Origin of the sequence: Flavobacterium aquidurense, assembly GCF_002217195.1 — a bacterium.
GTDB lineage: Bacteria > Bacteroidota > Bacteroidia > Flavobacteriales > Flavobacteriaceae > Flavobacterium > Flavobacterium frigidimaris.
Map to the genome: position 1 here is coordinate 52,270 of NZ_MUGR01000017.1, position 12,238 is coordinate 64,507.

8 protein-coding genes are annotated in these 12,238 nt (G+C 35.7%); 1 reads left to right on the forward strand and 7 read right to left on the reverse strand.

The genetic code is table 11. The features are described from left to right. Nucleotides 1-4 precede the first annotated feature (4 nt). The 7 genes from B0A67_RS09370 to B0A67_RS09400 form a co-directional block, all read right to left on the reverse strand. A complete protein-coding gene (locus B0A67_RS09370; RefSeq protein ID WP_072964533.1) occupies nucleotides 5-1,270 on the reverse strand; it encodes an MFS transporter in 1,266 nt (421 codons plus the stop codon). Continuing rightward, the gene (locus B0A67_RS09375) at nucleotides 1,257-2,828 is read right to left on the reverse strand and encodes a glycoside hydrolase family 10 protein (RefSeq protein WP_072964532.1); all 1,572 of its coding nucleotides are present in this window, start codon (nucleotides 2,826-2,828) and stop codon (nucleotides 1,257-1,259) included. Before B0A67_RS09375 ends, B0A67_RS09370 begins: the two co-directional genes overlap by 14 nt. A gap of 299 nt (nucleotides 2,829-3,127) precedes the next feature. Continuing rightward, on the reverse strand, nucleotides 3,128-4,336 hold the full coding sequence (locus B0A67_RS09380; RefSeq protein ID WP_072964531.1) for an anhydro-N-acetylmuramic acid kinase: 1,209 nt from the start codon (nucleotides 4,334-4,336) through the stop codon (nucleotides 3,128-3,130). Nucleotides 4,337-4,407: 71 nt separating this feature from the next. Then, nucleotides 4,408-5,913, reverse strand: a complete 1,506-nt coding sequence (locus B0A67_RS09385; RefSeq protein WP_072964530.1) for a sodium:solute symporter — start codon at nucleotides 5,911-5,913, stop codon at nucleotides 4,408-4,410. Nucleotides 5,914-5,937: 24 nt separating this feature from the next. Further along, nucleotides 5,938-6,759, reverse strand: coding sequence for an N-acetylmuramic acid 6-phosphate etherase (murQ, locus tag B0A67_RS09390; RefSeq protein ID WP_072964529.1), 822 nt, complete (start codon nucleotides 6,757-6,759; stop codon nucleotides 5,938-5,940). Between the two features lie 67 nt (nucleotides 6,760-6,826). Further along, nucleotides 6,827-8,104: a RagB/SusD family nutrient uptake outer membrane protein gene (locus tag B0A67_RS09395; RefSeq protein ID WP_072964528.1), complete on the reverse strand. Its 1,278-nt coding sequence runs from the start codon at nucleotides 8,102-8,104 to the stop codon at nucleotides 6,827-6,829. A gap of 15 nt (nucleotides 8,105-8,119) precedes the next feature. Further along, nucleotides 8,120-11,182 (reverse strand): SusC/RagA family TonB-linked outer membrane protein, encoded by a 3,063-nt coding sequence (locus B0A67_RS09400; RefSeq protein ID WP_072964527.1) that lies wholly within the window; start codon nucleotides 11,180-11,182, stop codon nucleotides 8,120-8,122. Nucleotides 11,183-11,405: 223 nt separating this feature from the next. Here B0A67_RS09400 and B0A67_RS09405 point away from each other — a divergent pair, with 223 nt between their 5' ends. Then, nucleotides 11,406-12,155 (forward strand): DeoR/GlpR family DNA-binding transcription regulator, encoded by a 750-nt coding sequence (locus tag B0A67_RS09405; RefSeq protein WP_072964526.1) that lies wholly within the window; start codon nucleotides 11,406-11,408, stop codon nucleotides 12,153-12,155. Nucleotides 12,156-12,238: the final 83 nt, after the last annotated feature.

A 12,238-nucleotide genomic window follows, 5' to 3' on the forward strand; every position in this document is an offset into this window, starting at 1 on the left:
CGGTTTATGCTGTTTTTTTACCGAAATCTTTAGGGAAAGTTATAAAACGCGATAAAATAATTCCGGGAATTGTAGCGAGAAATACCCAAATAAAGAAATTTCCGTAGCCTAAATATTCCTGAATATAACCGCTTAACATTCCGGGTAACATCATTCCAAGTGCCATAAAACCTGTGGCAAGAGCATAATGTGCCGTTTTTGATTCTCCTTCGGCCACATGAATTAAATACATCATGAATGCGGCAAAACCAAAACCGTAGCCAAATTGTTCTATAATGACTACTGCGTAGATATAATAAACAGAAGCTGGATGAAAATGGGCTAATAAGATGAAACCAATAATAGGTAAATGCATCGTTAAAATCATCGGTAACATCCATTTGGTCAATCCTTGTTTCGAAATTGCAATTCCTCCTAAGATTCCCCCAATGGTTAAAGCGGCAACTCCAAATGTTCCGTAGATGATTCCGACATCCTGAGTGTCTAATCCCATTCCGCCAACATTCACCGGATCAATTAAAAATGGACTTAACATTTTTATTAATTGGGATTCTCCTAATCGAAACAACAAAATAAACGATAGTATTAAACCAATTTGCTTTTTCCTGAAAAAACTAATAAAGATGGTGATGAAACTTTTTTCATTGACATCTTTTGGTTTTTCGCCTGCATTTATTTCTGTTCTTGGAGTCGAAAAATAATTATAAACGGTTATAAAAGCCATTAACAAACCAACAAAAACCATAGTATACGACCAGGCTTTTGTATTGTCACCATATTTATGTTCCAGATATCCTGCCAAAAGCACGATTAATCCGTTTCCGGCCAACATCGAAAGTCTGTAAAAGGTACTTCTGATTCCTATAAAAAAAGATTGTTTGTCTTCCGGCAATACTAACAAATAGAATCCATCGCTGGCAATATCATTGGAGGCGGATGCAAAAGCAGCGACCCAAAATATAGCTAAAGTCATGTAGAAAAAGCCATTCATTGGAATTGTAAATCCGACAACTAAAAACGCGATTGAAATAATAAGCTGCATGGTCAGGAACCATTTTCTTTTAGTTCCTATAATTTCGATAAGCGGACTCCAAAGTGGTTTTATAACCCAGGGTAAATATAATAAACTGGTGTAGACGCCAATATCTTCATTTGAAATTCCCAAATTTTTGTACATAATCACCGAAACGGAGATAATTACAGCATACGGCAAGCCAGATGCAAAATTGAGAAGCGGAATCCAGAACCAGGGTTTATTATCTGTTTTCATTAGGTTGTGAAGGAGTATAAAGTTTAAATGTCTTTTTTAGATCAATGTTTGTTGGAGTGCTTTCGTTTGCATAATAATCAATAAACGTAACAGCACAAGCTTTGTATTGATTCATTTTTTCGGCAGGAATAGAAAACTGAATAGTGCCGTTGGTTTCGCAAACGGTAATTTTATCAATTATTTTTGACGGATCATTTATGTCAATTTTCGATGTGCTTTCTCCTCCGTAAAGTACCATGTAACGCACTTTTGTATTCAATGGCGCTTTGATATTGAAAGCATAATGTACACTGTCTTTTTGATACTCATTGACTACCGGAATATCAATAACAATGTGTTTTAGATTGGGAACTGCAGCAGGAAGCGCAGGATATTTGTATTGGTTTTCTTCTAAAAGACGTACAAGATCAAAGTTTTTGTTCATGAACCATTTTGAGCTGAAATAAGCGCTTCCGCTTACTTTTTTGAAAGTTCTTGCAAAATCAATTTGGGTTGGAATTTCGTTTATAAAATTCCAGCTTTTATCACTGTCGCCTCTGATTTTGTAAGAAGCATGACCAATATAAAGCGCGGTATTATTCGAATTTTCAGACCACCATTTTACCAATTTAGAATAAGAAGCCCTTGGGTTGTTCATACTCCAGTACAATTGAGGTAAGATGTAATCAATCCATTTTTGATCCATCCATAAAACCGGATCAGCGTATAGATCATCGTAATTAGAGGTCGATTGTGTTTCAGAACCTTTAGGGTCTGCTGATTTATTACGCCAGACTCCAAACGGACTAATTCCGAATTGAACCCATGGTTTACTTGCTTTAATTGTTGTCGAAATGGTGTGCACAAAATTGCTCACATTGGCACGACGCCAGTCCGAAAGGCTTAAGCCTGCGCCATATTTTCTAAATGAAGCCGTATCGTTAAAAGATTTTCCGGGAACAGTATACGGATAAAAATAGTCATCAAAATGAATTGCGTCAATATCGTATTTATCAACCACTTCTTTCACCACTTTAGTTAAATGTTCCTGAACTTCAGGCAATGCAGGATCGTAATATAGCTTTCCGGCATATTCTATCATCCATTCCGGATGTTTGAAAACGTCGTGATTAGGGCTTAAAAGATTTTTGTTTAAATCGAAAGTAGCACGGTACGGATTCAGCCAGGCATGAAACTCAAAACCTCGCTTGTGTGCTTCTTCAATCATCCAGGCCAATGCATCGTAATACGGATTTGGTGCCTGACCTTCTTTGCCGGTCAAAAAACGCGACCAGGGTGCGAATTCCGATGGATAAAAAGCGTCACCAACGCTTCTGATCTGAACGATTACAGCATTATAATTTAGCTTTTTGTAGGCATCTAAAATTTCCAGATAATCTGCTTTTTCTTTTTCTACGCCATCTATAGCCGTTTTTGGCCAGTCGATGTTGACCACAGTTGCAATCCATACCCCTCTGAATTCGTTTTTAGGGTATAGTATTTTTTCTTGTGAATTGGCGCTCCAATTAAAGAACAATAAAAATAGAATAGGAAATATTAAGTGCTGATTTTTATGCATTTTAATCTTTTTTAACAGAAACCAAAAATAGTTTTTTTAGCGGACTATTTGAAATTATAATTTTGATCTGATATTTTTAATAGTTTACACCTTAAAAACCATGCCTTTTTTATAAAAATACCATAAGTCTAAACTCCAAATTAGAATAAAAAGTATAGAGTAGGGTAACGATGCCGGTATTTGATTCTCGAAAACAGAACTAATTCAAAAGAAGAAGCCCGGTCCTAAATGCACAATGATTTCTTTGAAAACAGCTCATGAAATGATACGCTTTTTATTTTTTTAAATTTAAACTGAGTTTAATCAGGAAACGAAATTTTTCCCATCGTAACAGACGGAATTCCTTTTTGTGTGCCAAAATTAAAGCCGTCTCCGGCAATCGTTTCATTGGCTAAAATGGCAAATAAAACCGCTTCTTTAGCATCTCCGGAAATGCCGAGATCATCACTTTTGCGAAATTGACAAGGCAATAACTCTTTCAGCCATTTTACAAGTAATGGGTTATGTGTGCCTCCGCCGGACATATAGATTTTGAAATCTTCGAGTTGGCAGGAAGAACTTTTCACAGCATATTGAATAGCTTCTGCAATTGTTTCAGCACTAAAACGCGTTAAAGTCGCTAATAAATCAGGAGCAGTAATATTGTTGATATTGCTTTTTGAAAGTGCCGCTTTTACATAATCAGCGCCAAAGAGTTCCGGTCCTATAGTTTTTGGGAACTTTTGAGAGAAAAAAGCATTGTCTTTCAAATTGTTCAGCAACACTTGATTCACTATTCCTTGTTGTGCTATTTCAGCGTCTTTGTCGTAGCTTTTTTCAGGATAATATTGTTTTACAAAAAGATCGATTAATGTATTTCCGGTTCCTGTATCTGTTACAAAAGTTTCTTCAGGATGTAAGGAAGCAGGTAAAAAGGTAAAATTGGCAATACCTCCCATGTTGAGCATAATACGGTTTTCTCCTTTTTTTCCGAATAAAAAATAATCGCCATAAACGGCTAACGGAGCACCTTCGCCACCAGCGGCAATGTGTTTTTGTCTGAAATCTGACAAGGTGATGATTCCGGTTTTTACGGCAATATGATCTCCGTCTCCGATTTGTAAAGTGGCGTTTGGAAATTTTTCCTGTTGGTGTAAGAACTTAGGAGCATGCAAAACAGTTTGTCCGTGCGAAGCAATCAAATCAACTTCCTGCGACGGAATATTCCATTTTTGAAGACAATTACTGATCATATCAGCGTGCAAAATACCAATCCATTCGTTGAGCACGACCAAATGCTGAAAATCGATATTTTTCTTAGCGAAAACTTTACGGATTTCGTTTTTGATATCTTCAGAATAATCAACCGTTTCAAATTGACTCAGTCTGACGCTGGTGTTTTCGCCGGAACCAGAAATTTCGCATAAAGCAATGTCGAGACCGTCAAGAGAAGTTCCTGACATTAACCCAATGATTTTTCGGGTTTCTTTTTGTGCAATTTTATAAAGTGCATTAATATTTTTATTCATGAAAATTAAAATTTTATGAAAACAGTTTCAATTGAAAGGCTAAAATCAGACAATTTTAAATACAAATTGACTTAAAAAGATATTTTTTCTTCAGAAGTGCTGCTGGTAAAATAAAGTCCGATATAAGTAAATAGTCCGTTTAGTATTATAAGTTCATTGTCAAATGTATATCCGAAAAGTGAGGCTGAATGTTCGCTGATAAAATACGTCAAAACAGGAGCAATGATACACAGTACCGGAACTAATCTGTCGTTGACGCGTCTTGATTTTTGCAATAATCCAAAAGCATATAAACCCAATAAAGGACCGTAAGTATAGGATGCAGCTTTGAAAATCAGGGCCACAACAGAACTGTCGTTAAAAGAGTTTAAAACAATAATAACAAGGAACAGTAATATAGAAAACCCGAAATGTACTAAGTGTCTTCTTTTTACATTATTTGTATTAGAGGCATTTTCCGTTTTGTCCATTCCCATAAAATCGACACAAAAAGAAGTGGTTAGCGCTGTCAAAGCGGAATCTGTTGTGGCAAAAGTGGCTGCTATAATTCCTAACAGGAAAATAAAAGCGGGAACAATAGACAAGTGATTCAGCGCGATTTCAGGAAAAAGTAAATCAGTTCTTGGTTTGTTTGTCACTAAGTCAAGCGGTACCGAAATGCCGTTTTTGTTTGCATAGATGTATAATAATGCACCTAAACTTAGAAAAATAATATTGATCAAAACAAAAACTCCCGTAAAGGTAAACATGTTTTTTTGTGCTTCTCCGATGTTTTTACAGCTTAGGTTTTTTTGCATTAAATCCTGATCAAGGCCCACCATTGCAATAGTAACAAAAATTCCCCCCAGAATTTGTTTTACAAAATGGTATTTACTGGTCATGAAATCATCAAAGAAAAATACCTGCGAATAATTACTTTTTCTAATGGTCGAAATAGATTCTATGACACTCAAATTTAAGCTGTCGCAGACAAAATAAATCGTGATAAAAACAGAAGTGACTAAGAAAAATGTTTGTAATGTATCTGTAATAATAATCGTTTTTAAACCGCTTTTATAAGTATATAAAAAAATAAGGGTCAACGCTAAAAACACGGTCATTGGAAACGGAATGCCATAATAATCAAAAACATAACGCTGCAGAACAATAATAACCAGATACAATCTAAAAGCAGAGCTTACAGTCCTGCTTACCAGGAAAATCGAAGCCGCTGTTTTATAACTATTCACGCCCATTCGTTGTTCGATATAGCTGTAAATAGAAGTCAGATTCATTCGGTAATAGAGTGGAAGCAGTACTTTGGCTATAATGATAAACCCGATCGCGTTTCCTAATACAAACTGAAAATATTTGAACTGTTCTCCGTTTGGAGATCCTACTTCGCCCGGAACCGAAATAAATGTAACTCCGGATAAGGCCGTACCAATCATTCCAAAAGCGACTAAGTACCATTTCGAGTTTTTATTGGCTTTAAAAAACGAATCGTTGTCTTGTCCTTTTTTGCTGATCACATGCGAAATGAAGAGCAAAAGTCCAAAATAGACGACGATAAAAATTAATATTGTGCTTGAAGACATTTTGGTTTTGGTTAGTGATGAAAATTATTTTTTAGCGTTATGATCTAATAAAACAGCTCGTACACTTTTGTGCTGTTGTAGAAGTTCAGCAGCCAGATCAGATTCTATGTTAAGTTCTTCCATAATCATTTTGATGGCTCTTTTTACTAATTTCTCGTTAGATAATTGCATGTCTACCATTTTGTTGCCTTTGATTTTTCCCAGTTTAATCATAACCGAGGTAGAAATCATATTTAAGGTCAGCTTTTGAGCTGTTCCTGCTTTCATACGGGTACTTCCGGTTAAAAATTCCGGTCCAACAACGACTTCTATCGGGTGATCTGCGACCTGGGCGATAAGGCCATTGCTAATGCACGAAATACTTCCGGTTTTGATATTGTTTTCTTTTGCTTTTTCAAGTCCGCCCAATACATATGGTGTGTTTCCGGAAGCCGCAATTCCTATAATAAAATCCAAACTTGAAATTTGATATTGAGCCAAATCTTTCCAGGCCTGGTCTTTATCATCTTCGGCATTTTCAACTGCTTTTCTGATTGCTGTATCTCCTCCGGCAATAATACCAATAATCATATCATGTGGTACTCCAAAAGTAGGAGGACATTCAGAGGCATCCAGAATTCCTATACGTCCTGAAGTTCCGGCGCCAATATAAAACAATCTTCCGCCAAGCTGCATCTTTTTTACGATCGCTTTTACCAGTTTTTCAATTTTGGGAATTTGCTGTTCGATAATGTGCGGTACCTTCTTGTCTTCTGTATTGATGTTTTTAAGAAGTTCTTTAACAGTCATTTGATCTAAATCTTTGTATAAAGATTCTTGCTCAGTTTCCGGATTTTTATTTTTCATAACAAATAAATGGTGTTTATAGTATAAAATATCGAGGCATTACACGATGCCTCGATTTTAGGAGGTCTTATATTGTAGGGTCAGCTGGAGTGTTAGAATTGTTGTTTCTTTCAGAATCCGGATAAGGATACCAGTTACGGTTTCTTTCGGCTCCTGGAGTTCCGGCAGCAGGACGCTCAAATCTTCTGCTGTCTTCGAATTTTAAGCTTGACATGTACATTTCGATACAACGGTTTCTGTAAATTTCAGTCAAAATAGCTGGTTTGGTAAGTGCTCCGGTATAAGGTGCAAGATTAGCTCCAATTCCGTACGTATCTGCTGCAGCCGTTTTAGTCAAAACTTTATTTAATTCGATAACAGCCTGAGGTAAATTATCTTTTCGGGCATATGATTCTGCTACAATTAATGTCATTTCTCCTGGCAAATAAGCCGGGATTGGTTTGATATTAGAATCAAAGAAACCAGTTGCAAGCGTAGGATTAGAACCCGGTTTGATATAGAAACTCAATCTTCCGTCAGAACTTGTCGGAGCTAAAGCTGTTGGTAATCCCAAGGTTAAATCGATTGGCTGAAATACGTTGTTGGTCGTAATAGAAACGTAAGCAATTGGATTAGGGCTTATCTGATCAAAAGCAAATACTGATTTTACAGCAAGATCAACTTTGGTAGCATAGGCAATAGCATTATCATAGTCTCCAACCATTAAATACGTTCTGGCTAAAAGAGCATAAACAGTATTTTTATAGTTAATAGTACTAACTAAACCCGGAGCACCAGTTGCTTTATCCAGCAAAGGCTCTGTAGCTTTTAAGATTTTAATCGCTTCATTTAATACATCAGTTCTTGAGTCGAAAGTGGCATTTTTTGCCGTTTTTAAAGGAACACTCTGAAAATATTGAACAAGAGTGGTAAGTGCCATTGCTTTAAAAAGAGTAGCATGGACAAGAACACTTGATCTTTCGGTTTCGGCTGTTAGTACATCGATATTATCGATAACTTTTTGAGACTCAGATTTAATTACCAGACATTGTGACCATAGATTGTTTACTACGGCATTTTTAGTAGAAAGAACTTCGCCACCAACAGAAAGTTCACCTTCGTCAACATTTCCTGCATTTATAAGTCGTAGTTCTTTTGTTGTAAATCCGTTACCGGTAATGGTGTTGTAAACAGGGCTTGTTCGGTCAACAGACCAAAGCTGTTGCAATCCGTTTGCAGCACCAATGATTCCTTCTCTGGATCCAAAAACTAATTCCTGAGACGGTTTGGTTGGGTCTAAATAATCTTCGTTGCAGCTGATTAAAAGTGATGCAAAAGCTACTATAGGGATGAATATTTTTTTCATGATGTTTTTATTTGATTAAAATTGAACTTTAACGGCCAATGAATATGAACTCGGAATTGGCACTGTTCCAAAATTGTATTTCGCAACTGAAGATTGTCCGCCTGAATTGGTTTCAGGATCGAAACTTGTGAATTTGTCCCAAGAAATCAGGTTTCTACCACTTGCAGTAATGCTTAAATCATTAAAGAAATTGTTTAGTTTTCCAAAAGAATAATTCAAAGAAACTTCTCTTAATTTCAGGTAACTTCCGTCAACTACTCTGAATTCTTCAACATTGTAAACAGACCAGATATAACCACGAGGTAATTCTCCGTTAAGTTCTTTTTGAACCAATGCTCCTGAACCAACACCTTGTCTTGTTCTGTAATCAGCATCAAAAACATCTACACCCTGAACACCATCAAATAAAACTGATAAACCGAATTTTTTGTAGTTCAGATTAGCTCCAAACGAAATGATATAATCCGGATTTGGGTTTCCAATTTGTTTGTTTAAGATTGTTCCTGTTGGCTGTCCGTTCGCATCTCTTTGCGCAACTCCTGTATTTACATCTCCTTTTTCTGTTTGAGGATAGCCACTTGGAGTCAATAATAAGCTTCCGTCTGTGTTTCTTGCGAAATAAGTACCGTAGTAAATTCCAACCGGTTTGTCCATTTCAACAAAAACAGGTGCTCCTGCTAAATTGCTGTCTAATTTAAAACGCTGTTGTGGTAATCCGGTTACTTTGTTTCTGTTGCTGCTATAGTTTACAAAAACGTCAAGATGTACATTTTCTTTTTGGATAAGCGCATATTTAAGATTCAATTCGAATCCTTTATTGTTCATTTGTCCAATGTTTTTAATTGTATTGGTAGCACCTTCAGAAGCCGCTAACTGAACCGGTAATAATAAGTCATCAATATCAGCATTATAATAACTGAATGATAAGTTTAAACGGTCTTTAATGAATCCAAAATCACCACCAACTTCATAAGTAACACTTTGTTCCGGTCTTAAATCTAAATTTCCTTGTTTGAAACCTTCGATAGTAAAGGTACTGTTTCCTAAAAGTGTTCCCGTAGAATAATTGGTAAAACGTGCATAAGGTTTAATCGCTGTTAAACTTCCTGATTTTCCCCAAGATCCTCTAAGTCTTACAGAGCTTACAACATCATGAATACTTTCCATAAAATTTTCGTCTGAAAGTACATAACTCAAACTCGCTTTTGGATAAAACTGAGATCTGTTATCGCTGGAGAATATAGTCGAAGCATCTTGTCTTCCGGCCACAGTCAGGTATAATTTGTCTTTATAGCCAATAGTTTCCTGAAGGTAGTAACCCCATAAGTTGTATTTTGACTGACTTGAACTTGGTGAACCAGGAATCAAAGTATTAAACGCATTTATAGTTTCGATAAATGGTTTTAAGTTACGTCCTTCGATAGCTACAAAATTATCGCGGTAGGTTTGTACATTGTAACCTGCGTAAGTTGTTGCTTTCCAGTTTGAGTTGATGTTATAAAGGTATCTTAAGTTCAAATCGTTATTGAATTGTACTACTCTGTTAGTCGCTTCAGAAACATAACCATCATTATAATAAGCAGGGTTAACCGTGTAAGTATATCTCGGGATAAATACATTTCCTCTTTGGTTGTAATTGTCTAAACCAAAAATCATATCGGCATTAAAGTTTTTAAACGGAACATAGTTCAATTGTAAATCTGTAATAATACGATCTGTATTTTGTTTGATTTTAAAATCGTCTATAATAGAAAGTGGATTAATCCTGTTAGGATCAACAGCTAAATAATTACCGTTAGCATCTTTTTGCTTAATATCATAAATGTTATTGGTAATGTTTATAGAGTTTATTGGACTCCAGAAAACGTTTCCATCCGGTTTTTCATTTGAACCTGAATTAATATAATTCAATCCAACTGTAGCAGATAATTTCGAATTGAAGTCATGTTTCAATCTTACTTTTGCACCGGCTCTTTTAAAATCTGTATTTTTTATAATTCCTTCGTTTACTAAGTAACCAAGCGAAGCAAAATATTTTGTTTTTTCATCTCCGCCCTGTAGCGAGAAGTACGTATCAGTTCCTACGCCAGTAGTAAAAATATCATCTTGATAATCATAGCGTTGTACGTTGGTAGTTCTCGTTTCAAGATCTCTTCCCAATACATTCACAGTAGTGGTACTTGCAGGATTGCCCTGGATAGGAAACAAAGCCGGTGAAGTACTCACAAATTGTTTGTCAGACATATTCATGTCTAATTTTTTTCTAATTTGGTTAGAGGTTACACTAGTAGAGAACGTGTATTTCGTTTCTCCGGCAACTCCTTTTTTAGTGGTGATTAAAACAACACCGTTTGCAGCTCTTGAGCCATAAATCGCTGCAGCCGCTCCTCCGTTTAATACTTCAACACTTTGTATGTCGTTAGGATTAATATCAGATGACCTGTTTTGACCAATTTGCATATTAGAGTTTCCTGACGTTACATTCAGGTTGGTAACGTTTGTTGTAGCATTATTCAAAACAACCCCATCAATAACATACAATGGATCAGAAGAACCTAATATAGAAGAAGTTCCTCTAAGTTTGATGCTGAAACCTCCTGCAGGATCACCCGAGTTTTGAGAAACCTGAGCTCCGGCAATTTTACCTTGCAAGGCAGTAGAAAGTCCGCCTGGTTGCGCCTTTACTAAATCTTCGCCTTTTAAGCTTGTAACTGCATTTCCTAACTCTTTACGAGTAGCACGCACAGTAGAACCTAATACCACCACTTCAGAAAGTGTGTTCGTTTCTTCGGCCATCTTAAGATTAATTGCAGAAGAGTTCGCAGAAATTTTAACTTTTTTAGTAGCAAACCCAACGAAACTAAAAACAAGTGTTTCATTTTGATTTACAGCGATGCTAAATTTTCCATCTAAATCTGTTACCGTACTTTTAGATGTTCCTTCAATAAGAACAGATACTCCTGGTAGAGAAAGTCCGTCAGATTCACTTGTAATTGTACCGGTTACGGTTTTTGATTGGGCAAAAACGGGTTGCGCAAACAAAATAATTCCAAATAAAATAAATAATAGTTTTTTCATTTTATAATTTTTGTTTAGTTAGAGAACCGAAATATATAAACTATTTTTTAATTAATGCAATTTTGTGCGATATTTTAAAATAAAAACTTTAAAAATGCATAATAATGCACTTGTATCGTTTTAAATCAAAAAATTTTCATAATAAAACTCTTATTTTTTAAATTAGTTCATTTAAAACGTGCATAATAATGCATTATATTTTATATTTGTTTAAAAAAAGAAAATGTTGAAAAAAGAAAGGCATCAGTTTATCATGGATAAATTTAAAGATGCCGATAAAGTAAATACGATCGATCTCGCTCTGGAATTAGAGATCTCTGAGGATACGATTCGCAGGGATTTTAATGAATTGCACAACAAAGGCCTTATTGAGAAAGTATACGGAGGAGCCTTTCTGGTAAAGGATAAGTCTCGTAATATATTTGATATTAATATTGTTAATGAGGATAAAAAAATAATAGTGGGCCAAAAAGCGTTGTCGTTTTTACGCGAAGGGCAAGTAATTATTATGACCGGAGGTACCACTAATTTATCCTTTTGTAAACTTATTCCAATCGACTTTTCGGCTACTATATATACGTATAGTTTGCCTATCGCGATGCAATTGTCACAACATCCTAATATAGAGTTGATTTTTATAGGCGGAAAACTGCAAAAAAATGCAATGGTAACCGTTGGTATCGATGTGGTTCAGGTTTTGTCAAAAATCAAAGCTGATGTTTGTTTTATAGGAGTAAGTAGTTTAGACGTCAATCAGGGACTTACAGAAATGGGGTATGAAGTTTCGATAATAAAAAAAGAAATGATCAATGCCTCAGACAAAGTCATTGTTCTGGCAACTTCAGATAAGATCAACGGCAAAATGCCCCATAAAGTTTGTGGCCTTGACAGAATAGATGCTATAGTAACAGAGTTGAGTCCTGCGAGTCCCCGAATCAAAAATTTTGCAGATGCCGGTGCCCGTTTGTTTTAAGCGGAATGTGTTTTTTATATTGTGACATTATAAATATCACCTGAATTTTAATAAAGAATGATATATTTGAATTTTTATTTTCA

Excerpts from the sequence above, each read along its gene's own strand:
- B0A67_RS09375 (WP_072964532.1), bottom strand. The coding sequence starts at position 2,828 with ATGCATAAAAATCAGCACTTAATATTTCCTATTCTATTTTTATTGTTC.
- B0A67_RS09405 (WP_072964526.1), top strand. The coding sequence starts at position 11,406 with ATGTTGAAAAAAGAAAGGCATCAGTTTATCATGGATAAATTTAAAGAT.
- B0A67_RS09395 (WP_072964528.1), bottom strand. The coding sequence starts at position 8,104 with ATGAAAAAAATATTCATCCCTATAGTAGCTTTTGCATCACTTTTAATC.
- murQ (WP_072964529.1), bottom strand. The coding sequence starts at position 6,759 with ATGAAAAATAAAAATCCGGAAACTGAGCAAGAATCTTTATACAAAGAT.
- B0A67_RS09400 (WP_072964527.1), bottom strand. The coding sequence starts at position 11,182 with ATGAAAAAACTATTATTTATTTTATTTGGAATTATTTTGTTTGCGCAA.
- B0A67_RS09370 (WP_072964533.1), bottom strand. The coding sequence starts at position 1,270 with ATGAAAACAGATAATAAACCCTGGTTCTGGATTCCGCTTCTCAATTTT.
- B0A67_RS09380 (WP_072964531.1), bottom strand. The coding sequence starts at position 4,336 with ATGAATAAAAATATTAATGCACTTTATAAAATTGCACAAAAAGAAACC.
- B0A67_RS09385 (WP_072964530.1), bottom strand. The coding sequence starts at position 5,913 with ATGTCTTCAAGCACAATATTAATTTTTATCGTCGTCTATTTTGGACTT.